This window comes from Streptomyces sp. EDA2-14, from assembly GCF_054963755.1.
Map to the genome: position 1 here is coordinate 40906 of NZ_JBUEGE010000031.1, position 13508 is coordinate 54413.

23 protein-coding genes and 1 pseudogene are annotated in these 13508 nt (G+C 69.9%); 2 read left to right on the top strand and 22 right to left on the bottom strand.

Annotation, left to right across the window (positions count from 1 at the left end):
* Positions 1-20 precede the first annotated feature (20 nt).
* The 22 genes and pseudogenes from ACY34M_RS40310 to ACY34M_RS40415 form a co-directional block, all read right to left on the bottom strand.
* Positions 21-815 (bottom strand): WhiB family transcriptional regulator, encoded by a 795-nt coding sequence (locus ACY34M_RS40310; RefSeq protein WP_462723662.1) that lies wholly within the window; start codon positions 813-815, stop codon positions 21-23.
* Entirely contained in the window at positions 812-967 is a 156-nt protein-coding gene (locus tag ACY34M_RS40315) for a hypothetical protein (protein WP_462723663.1), read from the bottom strand. Before ACY34M_RS40315 ends, ACY34M_RS40310 begins: the two co-directional genes overlap by 4 nt.
* A 76-nt stretch (positions 968-1043) precedes the next feature.
* Entirely contained in the window at positions 1044-1235 is a 192-nt protein-coding gene (locus ACY34M_RS40320) for a hypothetical protein (RefSeq protein WP_462723664.1), read from the bottom strand.
* On the bottom strand, positions 1232-1870 hold the full coding sequence (locus ACY34M_RS40325) for a zinc finger domain-containing protein (RefSeq protein ID WP_462723665.1): 639 nt from the start codon (positions 1868-1870) through the stop codon (positions 1232-1234). The genes ACY34M_RS40320 and ACY34M_RS40325 overlap by 4 nt, the downstream gene beginning before the upstream one ends.
* On the bottom strand, positions 1867-2256 hold the full coding sequence (locus tag ACY34M_RS40330) for a hypothetical protein (protein WP_462723685.1): 390 nt from the start codon (positions 2254-2256) through the stop codon (positions 1867-1869). Before ACY34M_RS40330 ends, ACY34M_RS40325 begins: the two co-directional genes overlap by 4 nt.
* A gap of 360 nt (positions 2257-2616) precedes the next feature.
* A pseudogene (locus tag ACY34M_RS40335) lies at positions 2617-2766 on the bottom strand (helix-turn-helix domain-containing protein); the annotation flags it as partial.
* Between the two features lie 117 nt (positions 2767-2883).
* The gene (locus tag ACY34M_RS40340) at positions 2884-3321 is read right to left on the bottom strand and encodes a hypothetical protein (RefSeq protein WP_462723666.1); all 438 of its coding nucleotides are present in this window, start codon (positions 3319-3321) and stop codon (positions 2884-2886) included.
* Positions 3322-3343: 22 nt separating this feature from the next.
* Positions 3344-3619, bottom strand: a complete 276-nt coding sequence (locus ACY34M_RS40345; RefSeq protein ID WP_462723667.1) for a hypothetical protein — start codon at positions 3617-3619, stop codon at positions 3344-3346.
* A complete protein-coding gene (locus ACY34M_RS40350) occupies positions 3616-3933 on the bottom strand; it encodes a WhiB family transcriptional regulator (protein WP_462723668.1) in 318 nt (105 codons plus the stop codon). Before ACY34M_RS40350 ends, ACY34M_RS40345 begins: the two co-directional genes overlap by 4 nt.
* Entirely contained in the window at positions 3930-4553 is a 624-nt protein-coding gene (locus tag ACY34M_RS40355) for a hypothetical protein (RefSeq protein WP_462723669.1), read from the bottom strand. Before ACY34M_RS40355 ends, ACY34M_RS40350 begins: the two co-directional genes overlap by 4 nt.
* Positions 4550-4834: a hypothetical protein gene (locus ACY34M_RS40360; protein ID WP_462723670.1), complete on the bottom strand. Its 285-nt coding sequence runs from the start codon at positions 4832-4834 to the stop codon at positions 4550-4552. The genes ACY34M_RS40355 and ACY34M_RS40360 overlap by 4 nt, the downstream gene beginning before the upstream one ends.
* Entirely contained in the window at positions 4831-5205 is a 375-nt protein-coding gene (locus ACY34M_RS40365) for a hypothetical protein (RefSeq protein WP_462723671.1), read from the bottom strand. Before ACY34M_RS40365 ends, ACY34M_RS40360 begins: the two co-directional genes overlap by 4 nt.
* On the bottom strand, positions 5205-5939 hold the full coding sequence (locus tag ACY34M_RS40370; RefSeq protein WP_462723672.1) for an exonuclease domain-containing protein: 735 nt from the start codon (positions 5937-5939) through the stop codon (positions 5205-5207). Before ACY34M_RS40370 ends, ACY34M_RS40365 begins: the two co-directional genes overlap by 1 nt.
* Positions 5936-6997 carry a recombination directionality factor gene (locus ACY34M_RS40375; RefSeq protein WP_462723673.1) on the bottom strand — a complete coding sequence of 354 codons (1062 nt, stop codon included), beginning with the start codon at positions 6995-6997 and terminating at the stop codon, positions 5936-5938. The genes ACY34M_RS40370 and ACY34M_RS40375 overlap by 4 nt, the downstream gene beginning before the upstream one ends.
* 2 nt (positions 6998-6999) lie before the next feature.
* On the bottom strand, positions 7000-7833 hold the full coding sequence (locus tag ACY34M_RS40380; protein ID WP_462723674.1) for a hypothetical protein: 834 nt from the start codon (positions 7831-7833) through the stop codon (positions 7000-7002).
* Positions 7830-8417 carry a hypothetical protein gene (locus tag ACY34M_RS40385; protein WP_462723675.1) on the bottom strand — a complete coding sequence of 196 codons (588 nt, stop codon included), beginning with the start codon at positions 8415-8417 and terminating at the stop codon, positions 7830-7832. The genes ACY34M_RS40380 and ACY34M_RS40385 overlap by 4 nt, the downstream gene beginning before the upstream one ends.
* A complete protein-coding gene (locus ACY34M_RS40390; protein WP_462723676.1) occupies positions 8414-8779 on the bottom strand; it encodes a hypothetical protein in 366 nt (121 codons plus the stop codon). Before ACY34M_RS40390 ends, ACY34M_RS40385 begins: the two co-directional genes overlap by 4 nt.
* On the bottom strand, positions 8776-8898 hold the full coding sequence (locus ACY34M_RS40395) for a hypothetical protein (protein WP_462723677.1): 123 nt from the start codon (positions 8896-8898) through the stop codon (positions 8776-8778). Before ACY34M_RS40395 ends, ACY34M_RS40390 begins: the two co-directional genes overlap by 4 nt.
* Entirely contained in the window at positions 8892-9407 is a 516-nt protein-coding gene (locus tag ACY34M_RS40400) for a hypothetical protein (protein WP_462723678.1), read from the bottom strand. The genes ACY34M_RS40395 and ACY34M_RS40400 overlap by 7 nt, the downstream gene beginning before the upstream one ends.
* Entirely contained in the window at positions 9401-9928 is a 528-nt protein-coding gene (locus tag ACY34M_RS40405) for a hypothetical protein (protein WP_462723679.1), read from the bottom strand. The genes ACY34M_RS40400 and ACY34M_RS40405 overlap by 7 nt, the downstream gene beginning before the upstream one ends.
* Positions 9925-10272 (bottom strand): hypothetical protein, encoded by a 348-nt coding sequence (locus tag ACY34M_RS40410; RefSeq protein WP_462723680.1) that lies wholly within the window; start codon positions 10270-10272, stop codon positions 9925-9927. Before ACY34M_RS40410 ends, ACY34M_RS40405 begins: the two co-directional genes overlap by 4 nt.
* Positions 10273-10398: 126 nt before the next feature.
* Entirely contained in the window at positions 10399-10671 is a 273-nt protein-coding gene (locus ACY34M_RS40415; protein ID WP_462723681.1) for a helix-turn-helix transcriptional regulator, read from the bottom strand.
* A gap of 556 nt (positions 10672-11227) precedes the next feature.
* Between ACY34M_RS40415 and ACY34M_RS40420 the strand changes: the two genes are divergently transcribed.
* Positions 11228-11596 carry a helix-turn-helix domain-containing protein gene (locus ACY34M_RS40420; protein ID WP_462723682.1) on the top strand — a complete coding sequence of 123 codons (369 nt, stop codon included), beginning with the start codon at positions 11228-11230 and terminating at the stop codon, positions 11594-11596.
* A gap of 470 nt (positions 11597-12066) precedes the next feature.
* Positions 12067-13350: a tyrosine-type recombinase/integrase gene (locus ACY34M_RS40425; protein ID WP_462723683.1), complete on the top strand. Its 1284-nt coding sequence runs from the start codon at positions 12067-12069 to the stop codon at positions 13348-13350.
* The last annotated feature ends 158 nt before the right edge of the window (positions 13351-13508 follow it).

Below are 13508 nucleotides of genomic sequence, written 5' to 3' on the forward strand. Positions count from 1 at the left end.
GTGGGCGGCCGTGCTGCTGCTCACGCGCCGTCGCGGGCGCGCCAGGCGTCGAGGACGTGCTTCGGTAGCTGGCCTCGGGTGTTGCACTCGATGCCCTGCTCCACCGCCCACGCCCGCACCTCGGTGGCGTCGTAGTCCCGGGGTGTCGACTTCCGCTTCCGCTTGGCCGGCACTAGCTCGGCCTCACGCGACCGGAGTTCGGCGAGGCGCTGCTCCAGCTGCTCGGCCTCGACGCCGATCGCGGTCAGCTCGGCGTCGGCGGCGTGGCGTCGGCGGAGGCCGGTGAGGGCGACGCGGGCGCGCGCGGCCTGGTCCCGGATCTCGCTGTCGGGGTGATCGTCGGCCCACTTGAGGAGCTGGCCGACGGGCATGTCTTCGGGTGCCTTCAGGCGTACGTCGGCGTCGTGCGTGATCGGCACGTCGGCGACCGGGCGAGCCGGACGGAGGGCGGTGGTCATGGGTTCGGTCCTTTCGTCGGGAAGGTGGCGGCGGGCCGTGTCGGGGCCGCTCTGGCGGTCGATCTCGTCGAGGAAGCGGCGCAGGGCCGCGATGGCCATGGACTTCGGGCCTTCAAGAGGCGGGAGCTGGGCGCGCTGGCTGCCAGTGAGGCCGCCCCACATGCCGTACCGGTGGTGGTTCGGCTCGGTCGTGAGGGCGTCGTACAGGCACTCGGCGCGGACGGGACAGCCGGAGCAGACCGACTTGGCGTCGTCGTAGTGGCCTTTGTCGATGAACCAGCGGTTGGTGTCTTGGCCACGGCAGGCCGCCCGTAGGCGCCAGTCCGCGGCGTCGCGGGCGGCCGTGCTCGTGGTCACTGCTGGGCGTCCTCGACCGCCTCGCGCTGCATCTGCGTGTAGCAGCTGGTGCACATGTCGACGACGCCACCGTCTTCGGGGCCCATGTCGACGGACACGAGGGTGTTCTCGTCAGCGCAGGTGCACGGGGCGGGGTTCTTGATCTCGGTCATGGGGATCTCCTTCGGTGGTGGGGCGTTGGGTTGGTCGGGCTTCGCGCGCGGCCCGGCTCTAACCGGATGCGCGTGCTCAGGCCGCGTTCTGGTGGACCTGTTGGATCGGGTGGGTCGGGCCGAGGGCGTCGAGGGCTTGCTCCAGGTCGTGGGCGATGCGTCGCCACTCGGTGGCCTGCGCGGTGTTGGGGCGGGTGCCAGCGGCGACGTGGAGGGCTTCGATGAGCCGGTCGGTGCTGGGGATGTCGGGGAGGTCGACGCGGATCATGCGGCTCCTCGGGCGGCGTCGGTGCGGGCTTCGTGTGGAATGCGGCGTGTGCGGCCGTGTGGGGTCTTACAGGGCTGGCGGGCGAGGGCGCGGCAGCCGTGGTTGGGGCACGGGATGCGGAGTTCGGGTGGGGCGGTGCCCATGCCGACGGACTCGCGGAACCCTTCGGGCATGTACGGCTCGTCGTTGTCGAGGTCTGCGATGACCTCCGGGTGGCCTACGCCTTTGAGTGCCTTGGTGACGCGGAGGTTGGGGCCGCCGGCCAGCGCTTGGACGGGGATGGGTTGTTCGCGGCCGTCGGCGATGGCGTGGAGTTGTGCGCGGCGGCGGGCGACGAACGTGTTGCCGTCCTCGTTGGGGTCGGTCGGGTCGTAGGCCGGGATGGTGGCGCCGAGGCGTTCGTCGCGGATCTTCTGGCGGGTGGAGCGGACGTGGTGGGGTTCGATCCAGCGTCGTCCGGTCTCGCCGGGGGCCGCGGGCGCGCTGTAGTAGCGGGCGACGGCTTCGAAGGTGTCGTCGTCGCAGGGGAGGTCGCGGAGGGCTGCGGCCCATGCCTGCTTGGCCATCTCGCTGGGCTGGCGGTTGTCGAAGGCGGCGCAGGCGGCGAGGAGTCGGGCTGCTTCGTCTGGGGTCACTGGTCTCCTCCTGATGCGAGGTCGAGCCATCCGGCTACGCGGTCGTCGGTGGTGTTGCGGCGGGGCTGTGTGGGGCCCTGGTTGCCGCCGTCGAGGGGGACGAGGAAGGCGCCTTGCTGGGGAGTGGAGCGGCGCGAGGAGTCGCGGATCCACTTCTGCCAGGCGTCGTGCCAGTTCTTCTTCCGGCGGCCTTCGCTGCGCCAGTACGAGACGAACTGTTGGGTCTCGAAGTCGATGTCGAGGTGGGGGTAGGTCGAGTGGGCCCACCGTCGTTCGGCGTCGGTGATCGCGAAGTCGTCGGGGATGATGTGGCGGCCGTCAGGCCGGGGCTGGTTGCCCGTGTGGCTGGTGGGGTCGGAGTAGTGCCCGGCCCTCTCTTGGTTCATCTGACGGTTAGTGGGTGGTTCAAAGGACGGTTTGGGTGACGTGGGCGTCACCCCGGTTGCGACGTGGGCGTCACCCCACTCGGACGTGGGCGTCACCCCGGCGGTGACGTGGGCGTCGGGGGGTGACGTGGGCGTCACCCCTGACGTGGGCGTCACCCCACCTTCGGCCTGACCTGTGCTCTTACGCCCGCCCCGTGCGCGGGATGACGTCAGCGTCACCCGTGACGCCCGCGTCACCCCATCGCTCCCGGCGCGGCCCCCCGGGACAGTCTTCTCGATGGCCAAGTCGTAGACGTGCGGCCGGCGTTCCTGCGGGATGTGAGCCGCAGCGGACTGGTCGCCGGACCGGATCAGGCCGAGGCCGCTCAGCTCCTTCAGGTCGCGCTGCACGGAGCGCTCCGACTTGCAGGCGTACGCGGACAGCGTGGGGACCGAGGGGTACGCGCCACGTCCCCGCTTGTCGGCGTGGTCGGCCAGGCCGAACAACGTGCCGAGCAGCTGCGGAGGCATGGGCGGCGCGAACTTGAGCGCCCACACAGTGGCTTCGAGGCTCAACGGTCCTTCTCTCGGTCGTGCTGGTCGGGTGCCTGGCCGGGGCCGCAGGGGATGGCGGCCCCGGTGGCGGTGCTAGCGGACGTACTCGGAGCGGCGGCGGTCCTCGGTGCGCCGCTTGTGCTCCTTGAGCTCGTCCTCGGTGGGCTTCGTGACCGTGACGTCGAGGAGAGCCGCGTCGGGCCGCTGCGGGCCTTCGCCGACCTCGTCGAGGGTTCCGTCGATCTGGCGGCCCCTCCACATGGCGCGCTTGGCGTCGGCCAGGGCGGCGGCGTCCTCGTCGCTGCGGGCGACCTCGCACTCGGTGACGCGGACCTTGACCTGCGGGTCCTTGTCCTCGCCGTCGGCGTGACCGGTGTAGCTCTTGGAAGTGAGCGCGACGATCGCGTACACGGTTGTGCCGGGCTTCTCGAAGAGGCCGCGGCGCTGGTCGCGGGAGAGCGAGGCTTCGATGTGTGCGGCGCCGGCGTCGAGCTTGACCTCGGGGACGTCGGCGGGTCCGAGTTTGGGCATGTGCTGTTCCTCTCGGGTGGGGCTACTTGCGGCGGGGCTTGGTCAGGGAGTGCTGGAGGGCGGCGTACTGGCGATCTGCCTGCTCGCGGACTTCGGGGATCGGGCAGGCGTCGCGGCGGTGGCGCTGCGCGCGGATGACCAGGTACTCGGTCTCGGCGTAGCCGACGGCGTCCTCGGCGTGGCCGCACGGGCAGGTGAAGTCGGCGGCCGCAAGGGACTTGGCCTTCGCGTTGTCGAGGCGGACGCGGATTCCGTAGCCGGGGTGCGGGTTGCCGATCGTCGGCCCGAGCCCGTTCATGCAGCGGCCTGCGCGGCAGTGCGGGTCTTGGACCGGTCACGGAGGATGCTGCGCCGCTGTGCCTGGGTGAGTCCGCCCCATATCCCCCACTGCTCGCGCCGGTCGAGGGCGTACTCCTGGCACTCGGCGCGGACCGGGCAGTCGTTGCAGATGCGGCGGGCGGCGTTGACGGCGTCGCGGTCGCGGGAGTGGGCGTACCAGAGGTCGGCGTGGTCGTGGTACTGCGCGGTGCGGCAGGCGGCGCGGTCCTGCCACGATTCCTCGCGGGCGAGGATGTCGGGCGCGGCGATGCTGAACGGGGTGTGGAGGATCATGCGGCCACCGCCACGGGCTGCGTCGGCCACGGCACGCCCTTGAGCGCGCGGGCATGCGTGGTCGGGACCTCGGCGAGCGAGTAGCCGAGCCAGTCCATGGCCATCGCCATCAGCACGTACGCGTCGGCCTCGTCGTATCGGGTCGTCCCGGTGAACTCCATGCCGTAGCGGCCCGCGGCCTCGTCGCGTACGAGCCCCTTGACCTGCTTCGGCGTGAGCTTTCGGCCGGCCTCGTCCTTCCAACGGGCCTTGCCGGTGGCGTAGATCGTCCGCGAGTCCGGGGTCACGACGGCGAACGGGATGCCGCGGCTCCAGAGGTCGCAGCGGATCATCCAGCGGAGCCCCGACATCTCGTCGTGCCCGACCTGCTTGGCGTGCGAGAAGGCGGCGCCCTCGATGGCGACGAAGTCCGCGCGCCGGTAGAAGCTGGTGGCGGTGTCGGTGATGTAGCGGAGGCGCTGCTCGCCGCGGAGGTTGCCGGTGCGGATGGTGTCGGTCCATCCGGGGCCTGCGATGCCGCTCGTGCCGAGGGCCATGTCGAGGCCGATGACGAGGGGCCGGGGCCCGACCGCCGGGATCGCGGCCGGTGCCTCGGTGTCGAACAGGGTGGGTGCGGTCACTGTTCACCTGCTGTGGTCGTGTCACAGGTCCAGCACGTGCGGGACCCGTCGGTGTTCATGGCGTGAAAAGTCGTGCGCTGCTCGGCCGGGCAGTGCGCCCAGTCGTTGGCCTCGACTTCGCCTTCCTCGAGGAGTTGCTCGAGCGCGCTGTCCTCGAGCACGGCCTCGCGGGGCATCTCCTCGAGGAGTCGCTCGAGTTGGACGCTCCGCTCGAGCGCGTGAGTGGAGCGGTGGCGGCCGGTGGGACGGACGATCTGCTTCAGTACGGCGAAAGCACTCACGGCTGCTTCACCTCGCGGGGCTTGTCGGGGCGGGTCTGCTGCCAGCGCTGGCCGTCCTGGACCGAAGCTGTGTTGAGTCCGAGGGCGTCGTCGAGGCGGGCCTGGAGCCGGTTGGCTCGACGGGTCTCGGCGGAGTGCGCAGCGCGGTACCGGACGTAGCCGCGGAGCGCCCGGTCGAGGCGGTCGACCACGGCGTCGAGGTCGGCGTCGTGCCGCTCCTCGGCCGCAGTGAGCCGGTTGTTGCGCGCGGCAGTTCGTACGGCGGCGGCTTTGAAGGTGGCGGCGTTCTCGATGGCCTCGTCGCGCTGCTCGGCGAGCTGCTCGACGCGGGCAACGAGGTCGGCGATGCGGCGGCTCTTGCGTCCGAACATCAGGCATCACCGCCCGTGTGCTGCGCGGGGATGAGCGGCCACTCGGTGCGGACACCGTCGGCCTGGTGCTCCTTGCCGGGAGTGCGCCGGAAGTAGTCCGCGAGGCTCTCGGCCTGCTCGCGCGCCCACCCGATCTGCCACGCGTGCAAGTCCGTGAGCGAAGCCCCGCCGATCTGCGGCTTCTTCCTGGCGATCCGCCACGCGACTCGGCACGCTGCGATCGCGTCGGCGGACGCCGAGTGCGCGCCGTCGAGCCGAACCTCGTAGGTGCGGCAAAGGTCTTCCAACGTGCGGCCGCCGCGACGGAACTTGTCGACTGCCTTGTCGAGGACACGCGGGTCGACGACGCGGAGGTCGTCGCCGACGATGTCGACGAGCGGCTGCACACCGTGACGGCGAGCCTCGCGGTCGAGGATCGTGAAGTCGTACGGGGCGTTCATCGCGACGACCGGCACACCGGAGACGACGACCGCGGCGAGCGCGGCGACGACCTGCTCGACGACCTCGGCCGCCGGCCTGCCCTCGGCGCGGGCGCGCTCGGTGGTGATGCCGTGGACCTTCGCGGCCTCCTCGGGGATCTCGACCCTGGGGTCGGCCATCCACGTACCGGAGGCGGTGGGGTGGCCCTCGCCGCACTGGACGACGCAGGCGGTGACGATGCGGTCCTGCTCGACGTCGATGCCGGTGGTCTCCAGGTCGAAGCCGCACAGGCGGCCGGTGAACCACTCGCTCATGAGCGGGCCCCCGATCCGGGCTGCGCCGCGACCGGCCAACTACCCGCCTGCTCCGCGTCGTCGACGATCTCGACCTCGTACGCGCCTTCCTCATCCGGCGCGGCCTCGTAAGCGGCCTGCTTGTCGGCCTCGGCCTCCCACCCGGACTCGCCCGCCTCGTCGGCGACCGACTCCGCGTCCTTCGCCGCCGCGAGCGCCATGAGCTTCTGCGACAGCTCGTCGCTGCCCTTCGGGTCGACGTGCCCGGCCGCAGACGCCTTCCGCCACACGTCGCGCACGTCGTCGGAGGTGAGCGCGCCCTCGGCCTCGGCGAGGTAGTCGGGGCGCGGCGCTTCGATCGCGGCACGCTGCCCGCCGGCCGCACCCGGGTTGAGGGCGGTCGCAGCGTTCACCGGTCCGGCCAGGGCCTGGCGCGGGGTGATGCCGCGCAGCTCGACGACAACGACAGGGAACTTCTTCGTCTCGCCGTTCGCGACGCGCTGGCGCGGCTCGATCCGCAGGTTCACCGGGATGAACCCCTCACCATTTGTTCCGGCGAGGACCATGTCGACCATGCCGCCCCACTCCTGCGCGGCGTAGAAGGAGTGGGTCTCGGCCCGCCACATGCCCATGCCGGACAGGTCCGGGAGCATGACGTTCAGGCGGGAGGTGGTGGAGCAGACGGCGCCCTTCTTCTGCTCGTGCCAGCTCTCGCCGAAGCGGGCGGCGCAGATGCAGGGCTGCCGGGTGAGGAGTTCGGTCTCGCCGTCACAGCGGCGCTGGCAGCCGCCCTTGGACCACATCTCGTTGTACTGGTTGAGCGGGTCGCCCGGCGTGATCAGAGCCTCGATGGACGGCGAGGTGGTGATGACGCGCCACTGGCCGATCGTCGAATTGAGCGGCGACCACTGCTCGGGCGTGCCGCCCCACAGCTCGGCCGCCTTACGGACGTGCTCCTCGCTGTGCGAGGTGACGACCCAGTTCGGGGAGCGCATTGGCCGGTTGCCCTGCGTGTAGCCGGTGCGCAGGCGGCCGTGCTCGGCCGCGCGGGCTTGGATGTTGCGGAGTCGGGCCCCCATGTTCAGGCCGCCTTTCCGGTGGTGCGCGCGGCGCCGACAGGGGCAGCGAGCGCGGGGTACGAGGACTTCGCGGCGTGGAGCCAGCGGGTGTTTTCGAGGGCGCCGCGGAACGCGCGGTGCGCGGTCCGGTCGGCGGGCATCGGCACCAGGGCGTGGCTGCGGGCGCGGAGGTTGAGGACGCCCGTCCGCGCGACGAGCGGCATGGGCTGCTCCGTGTCGTCCGGGAGGAGAACGGCCTCGGCGTAGCGCAGCGCGGCGAGCTGGAGCGTGTTCTCCGGGTACACCGACTTGGCCGGCCGGGTGGCCGAGCTCTTGTAGTCGATGAGCCACAGCTCCAGCACGCGGCCCGGGCCGGTGGGCAGCCAGATCAGGAGATCGGCGGTGCCCGCGTAGCCGAGGCGCCGGTGGAGAACGGTGATCTCCGTGGCCTCGACGTGCTCGGCAGGGACCACGCCCCAGGAGGCGAGCCACGTGTCGAACTGCGCGAGGTACGGGGCGACTTCCGGGTCGTCCGCGATCGGGGCGCCGAGGAGGCGTGCCTCCGCTGCGGCGTGGACGCGGTCGCCGAGGTCGGCGGCGCGTTCCCGGGCGTCGCGGTGGACGGCCTTGATCTCCTTGGTGAGCGCGGTCCGGTCGCCGAGGAGGCGGCGGGCGACGGCTCCCCAGTTGTCGAAGACGTGCTCGACGGTGAGCTTCACGCCCCACGGCACGAGGGCCATGGACTTGTTCACTGAGGTGTCGAGGACGTTGGTGACGGAGACGAGGTCGGGGCCCCCGGCGGGGTCGCTGTAGTAGCGGCCCCGCGCGGTGTCGTGGGCGTGCTTCGGGTTGGTCACTTGGCGCCGCCCTCTGTCCCTTCCGGCGGCTGCACGCCGTCGTACTCGTGGTTCCACTGGTCGATGCCGACGGCGGCGGGGTAGTGCCATCCCCACCCGTCGATGTGCCAGCCCATGGCGAGCCGTTCGCCGGTCTGCGGGTGGTTGGTGACCGCGACGCACTTGAAGTCGTGGCCATTGCGGTGCGTGTAGGCGTGCCCCGGCTCGAAGAAGTCGGCGGGCAGCATGAGCAGGTTGTCCGGGCGGATGGCGCCACGGTCGGCCTTGGAGGCCAGCACGCTGATCGCGTCCGCCAGCATCCTGTTCTCGCGGGTGCCGCCCACCCGCTGCTCGCGGGCCTTCTTGGTCAGCCAGGCGACGACGTCCGCCTTGGGCAGCAGCTCGGGAGTGACCGTCGCCGCCGGAGCGGTGGCCTTCTCCACAAGCGCGCCGTACGCGGCCTGCTCGTCGGTCTCGTGCTCGGCCAGAACGCGGCGCAGCTCGTCCATGTCGCTGTGCTCGGCAATGGCGCGGATCGCTCGGACCAGGCCGCGCAGCATGGGGAGTTCGCCGGGGTAGTTCTCGACCTCGGGCGAGGCGCTCATGCCGCACCTCGCTGCCCCGGCACCGGACGCGGCGCCGCGATCTCCCGCACAGCCGTCAGGAGTTGAGCCACCCCGCCCGCGTACAAATCGACGGTGCCGCCGTCCGCGTACTTGTCGATCATCTCGTTCATGCGCTCGTCGAACTCGTGCCGTTCGTGGCAGTCGGCGCCGCCGCGCTGCGCGGCCTGCGCCAGGGCGTGCATGTCGACGAACTCGTCGGCGAACGACTCCGGCCCCTCGTCGGCGTCCTCGAACAGCGCCAGGAACACAGCGCGTACGAGGAACTTGCTGACGTCGATCTCCGCGCCTTCGGGCGTGGGCGTGATGGTGAGAGGGAACGGGCCCTCGATGCGGTAGCTCATCGCGTGCCGCCCTTCGGTTCGTTGTCCATGGGGAACTCGCGGTCGAGGCCGGCCTTAAAGAGGACGAGGGCCTCACCGGAGAGCGCGAGGAAGAAGATGACGAGCGCGTTCGTCAGCACGAGGCACCGCCCGTCTCGGCGTAGACACCGCCGTGAACCCGGGTGACGTGGCCGTGGAGTTCGGCCTCCGCCGATCCGTCGGCCACATGCCAGACGCTCGAACGCCAGCCGCAGCGCCCGCACTTGCGCGAGACCTCGGCGCTCGGCACATCGACCGGACGAGCAGCACCGAAGGGGTTCAGCTCGGGGAACTCGTACGTGCAGTCGTCGGCCTCGCACTGGTACGGGTCCACGCCCGGCCGGCCGCACCGGCACACGGCTTTGCGGGCCGCACGGCGGGCCTTCATCCGCGCGAGGATCTGCGCCTCGGTCGGCTGCACCCACGCGTGAATCTCGTGACCGGGCATCCACCGGCGGCCGTGGCCGCTGCTTTCGGTGCCGCACCAGCGGCAGCCGAACGGCGTGGGCGGACGTCCGTTGGGCCAGCGGATGTAGCCGTGCAGCATCCCGGTGGCCGCGTCACGTCGGCCGTAGCCGAGGAGATGCTTGGTCGGGTCGGCGGTCAGCACGCTGCACCACCTGTCTCGCCCGCGCGGAGGGCCTGCGTCGGGGCGAGCAGCGCCGTCAACCGGTCCGTCGACGCCGCGACCGTCTCGTCCGCGTCCTCGCCCCAGCCCTTGTCGAACTCAGGACGCACCTCAATCGGCGATACGGAGAGACCGGTGCTGCCCTCCACCTCTTGGGACGTCCACGCGAACAGCTCGTGTGACCCGCCCGACGCCCTCCGCCAGGAGAGAGGACACGTCCTGTACGCACCTCGCTGGGACGCCTCCTCGCAGTGGTGCAGTGCGTCGACCTCCAGGCGATACAGGCCGAGCAGGCGCTCTCCGCTCATCGCGAGGTAGGCGACGGGCTTCGTGGCCTCCAGGTCGGCGACACGAGCCCGCAGCCGCTCCAACTCGGCAGCGATCTCCGGGGACATGAGCAGCCCCGCCGACTCCAACGCCAGCGCGATACCCGCAGGCACCCGGTCCTGCTCCAACGCGGCGAGGATCACCCCGGCCGCCGAGTTCACTCGGGCCGTGTTCATGCGGCGACCGCCTCACGGATCTCCTGCATGACCGGAGCACCGGTCAACAGGGGCACCGACACCAGCACCGGGCAGGCGACCTGATCAGCGACCGTCGAGTCCGCCAACGTCTGCGTCCGCAGCGTCCACACGCTCACCCCGGTCGGCAGATCGACCACCGTCACGGTGCCGCCCATCTCGTAGAACCACGCGGCGAGGACGTCCATGTCCGTCGCGAACACGTGCACCTCGTCGGGCGTCGCCTCCGAAGCGACGTGCTCCGAGGGCAGGCTCATCACGTTGACCGTGACCTCGTACTCGCGCTCGTGGCGCTGCCGGGCGTCCTGTCGCTCGCGAAAGGTCAAGCGCGGGGGTGAGGTCTGAAAGGATGTGGCCACCGGGGCCTCTCTTTCTCTGTAGGTAGGGGCGCCGTAGTCGTGGGGCTCGCCGGCCGGGAAAGTCAGGCGGGCCCTTCGGCGCGTTCAGAGGGGTTATGCGCGGGCCGCGAAGGCCTTGCGGGACAGCTCGGCGCGGGCCTCGGCGGCGTCGGGCGCCTGCTCGGCGAGCCAGGCGTCGACGTCGGCGAGGCTGTAGCGGCGGATACCGCCGGGGAGCCGCTGCACCGGGCACCCGGCCTTGCGCCACTCGTTGGCCGTCCAGTTCGAGATCCCGTAGTGGGCCTGGAGCTGGGTGCTGTTGAGCAGGGGGGCGAGTCCGGTGGGGCGGAGTATCTCCGCGCGCTCAGCGAGGGTCTTGCTCGCCATGGGGGCTAGACCTTTCTACTGTGTCAGTTGAAACTGAGGGCATGGAAAAGAGGCGTTGGAGCGGTACGCCGAGCGCGTCGGCGATCAGCCACGCCGTCCGCAGCCGCGCTTCTGCGCGGGCACTGGTTCCGGTTCCGGCGAGTCGGCCGATGGCGGCGGGGCTTATACCCCTACCGGCCGCGTCGACCGCCTTCGTCTTGACGGAGAGTGCGGGTCCAGACAGGCCGGCCGCGTGCATCGCGGTTCTGAGTGGCTCGCCTTCGCCCTTGCGGATCAGGTTGGTCATGCGGATACCTCGCGCCGTGGCTGGCTTTGGCTGCCGTTCCGGCCGCCGTTGACACATTTCTACAGTGTGAGTGTCAGTGAGTGCAAGTGTGTCGGCGTGAGTTTCAGTGAGTGGGGCGAGTCGCGAGACACGTTCGAAAGAGTGTTCTACTCTGTTTGCATATGACAGACGCATCGGTGCGCGACGGGGAGGTCACGCGCCGCTGTGACATCCCGCCATGCTTCTACTTTCACTTGCGAAAGTAGAAGGTCAGACGGCAGTCTTGAGCCCGTGGCAGACACAGAGCACCCGGACGAGGATCTCGCGCAGCTCCTCGCCCGCCTCAAGGACGAATACGACGTCAGCGACAGCGAGATCGCGCGCCGTATCGGGGTCGCCCCTGCCACCGTGAACTCGTGGGTCAACCGCAAGCGCGGCACCGGGCGCGGCCCGAACCAGCTCAAGCTCCGCGCGCTGCACGAGTCGTTTCCCAAGTTCACCGAGGACCGGATCTACGCAGCGGCCGGCCGCCGCACGCCCGGCCCGCTCGACGAGGACGCCGAGGAGCGGATCCTCGCCCTGTATCGAGGGTTGACCGAGGAGCAACAGCGCTTCACGGAGACGCAGTTGAAGGCGCTGAACGACTCGAACAAGTCCTAACCCCTCGCCACTACCGGCCGTGGGGCTCATCCGTTTCTGTGGTTCGTGCAACCTTTCGTGCCCGCCTCGTGTCGAACGTGAAGACCCTTTTCACACGCGGTGAATCTTTGATCGCTAAGTGTGCTGGGACTGGTCGCAAGTTACCCATTTTGGTTGTACCTTCGGGCACACGGCCGATGTCCTCCCCCACGGCTCACTCTGGAAGCGTGGTTACCTGGGGGACTGCCATATGTGCATCCGCGTGCAGTACGCACCGGTCGACGATCTAGTGCCGTGGGACTCTTCCCGGCAGCTCATCACCGTTCCGTCCGAGCTGGACGGCGAACGGGTTCTCACCGCCGTCCGTGCGGTGCTCTCCGAACTCCACATCCCACAGCGCCCGTTGGGTGCAGTCTGCTGGTGCGGGGAGCCCGTACGGCTCCTCGCGCACGTGCCACAGCAGCGAAGGAGCGGTGAGGTGATGAGGCGCCATGGCGTCCAAGGGAAGTAACAACCCGAGGCAGTTGCGCGAGAAAGGCTGCGGCTGCCAGCTCTGCATGGAGAAGTACCCGCCCGAGCAGTACGGCGAGCGAAAGCGCCGGCGCGACTGCATCGGGTCGTGGCAGGCCCGCTACCGGGATCCGGCCGGGAGGCAGCGACAGAAGTGCTTCAAGATCAAGGACGGTGGGAAGAAGGCCGCCGAGGCGCACCTCGACAAGCAGCGCACCCGGGTTCGGGAGCGGACCTACGCGGATCCGAAGCGTGGGCAGATCAAGTTGTCGGCGTGGTGGGAACTGTGGTGGGAGGCGCAGCCGAAGCGTGCCGTCACCACCGAGAACCGGAAGCTGTCGAACTGGAAGACCCACATTGAGCCGGAGTGGGGCGAGTGGCGGCTGTGCGACCTGGAGCACATCGAACTCCAGGCGTGGATCACCAAGCAGGTGAAGGGCTATCACACGCGGAAGAAGGTCAAGGAGCTGCTCGACATGCTGCTCCGGGCCGCGGTGAAGGACGGGCAGCGCCTCCCCTTCAACCCGGCCGCCGACCTCGACATTGGCGAGGCGCCGGCCAAGCACCCGGACGAGACACGGCCGCCGACGCGCGAGCAGGTGGCGCTCATCATCGAGCACCTGCCCTTGTACTACCGCCCGTTGGTCGTCTTCCTGGAGGCGACCGGGATGCGGTGGGGTGAGGCGACGGGCCTGCGGTGGGAGAGTGTGGATCTGGAGGCTCAGCACCTCAAGGTGAAGGAAGTGCTCAGCGAGGACGACGGGAAGCTGTTCCGGAAGGCGGCGCCGAAGAGCATTGCCGGATTCCGGACCGTGCCGGTGATCCCGGAAGCGGCCGGGGCGATCGAGACGATGGTGTCGCGGTGGCGCCCGTCGGAGAAGGTGACCCCGATCGGCGAGGATCCGTACGACCTGCACGCTGACGAGCTGGTGTTCCGCGGTCCGATGGGTGGGGTGCTCACGCGGCACAACTTCCGTCGGATGTGGGTGCCTGCGATCCAGGATGCGGGGGTTGCGCGGCAGGTCAAGAACTCGGAGACGGGGCGGCTGGAGTGGTGGCCGCGTGTCCATGATCTGCGGCACGTGTTCGCGACGTGGCTCAAGGATCTCGGGATTCCGGAGAAGGATGTGCAGGCGGTCATGGGGCATGAGCGCGGGTCGAAGGTGACGTGGCTGTACCAACACGCGCCGGAGGATGTGGCCGCGCAGGTGCGGGCTCGGATGGCTCCGGAGGTCGAGGGTGTTCGATCGCTGCGGGCGGTGTGAGGGGCGATGCCACGTGGATGCCACATGGATGCCACAACACCCCCTCACTGATCCTCACTGATCCTCACGGAATGTTGTTTGTGCAGGTCAACGCCCCTAGTTTCAGGGCTCACTGAGGCTCACTCCCCCTCACTGATCCTCATGATCGCTTTACGTTT

Excerpts from the sequence above, each read along its gene's own strand:
- ACY34M_RS40315 (WP_462723663.1), bottom strand. The coding sequence starts at position 967 with ATGACCGAGATCAAGAACCCCGCCCCGTGCACCTGCGCTGACGAGAAC.
- ACY34M_RS40320 (WP_462723664.1), bottom strand. The coding sequence starts at position 1,235 with ATGATCCGCGTCGACCTCCCCGACATCCCCAGCACCGACCGGCTCATC.
- ACY34M_RS40330 (WP_462723685.1), bottom strand. The coding sequence starts at position 2,256 with ATGAACCAAGAGAGGGCCGGGCACTACTCCGACCCCACCAGCCACACG.
- ACY34M_RS40340 (WP_462723666.1), bottom strand. The coding sequence starts at position 3,321 with ATGCCCAAACTCGGACCCGCCGACGTCCCCGAGGTCAAGCTCGACGCC.
- ACY34M_RS40345 (WP_462723667.1), bottom strand. The coding sequence starts at position 3,619 with ATGAACGGGCTCGGGCCGACGATCGGCAACCCGCACCCCGGCTACGGA.
- ACY34M_RS40350 (WP_462723668.1), bottom strand. The coding sequence starts at position 3,933 with ATGATCCTCCACACCCCGTTCAGCATCGCCGCGCCCGACATCCTCGCC.
- ACY34M_RS40365 (WP_462723671.1), bottom strand. The coding sequence starts at position 5,205 with ATGTTCGGACGCAAGAGCCGCCGCATCGCCGACCTCGTTGCCCGCGTC.
- ACY34M_RS40370 (WP_462723672.1), bottom strand. The coding sequence starts at position 5,939 with ATGAGCGAGTGGTTCACCGGCCGCCTGTGCGGCTTCGACCTGGAGACC.
- ACY34M_RS40375 (WP_462723673.1), bottom strand. The coding sequence starts at position 6,997 with ATGGGGGCCCGACTCCGCAACATCCAAGCCCGCGCGGCCGAGCACGGC.
- ACY34M_RS40385 (WP_462723675.1), bottom strand. The coding sequence starts at position 8,417 with ATGAGCGCCTCGCCCGAGGTCGAGAACTACCCCGGCGAACTCCCCATG.
- ACY34M_RS40390 (WP_462723676.1), bottom strand. The coding sequence starts at position 8,779 with ATGAGCTACCGCATCGAGGGCCCGTTCCCTCTCACCATCACGCCCACG.
- ACY34M_RS40405 (WP_462723679.1), bottom strand. The coding sequence starts at position 9,928 with ATGAACACGGCCCGAGTGAACTCGGCGGCCGGGGTGATCCTCGCCGCG.
- ACY34M_RS40415 (WP_462723681.1), bottom strand. The coding sequence starts at position 10,671 with ATGGCGAGCAAGACCCTCGCTGAGCGCGCGGAGATACTCCGCCCCACC.
- ACY34M_RS40425 (WP_462723683.1), top strand. The coding sequence starts at position 12,067 with ATGGCGTCCAAGGGAAGTAACAACCCGAGGCAGTTGCGCGAGAAAGGC.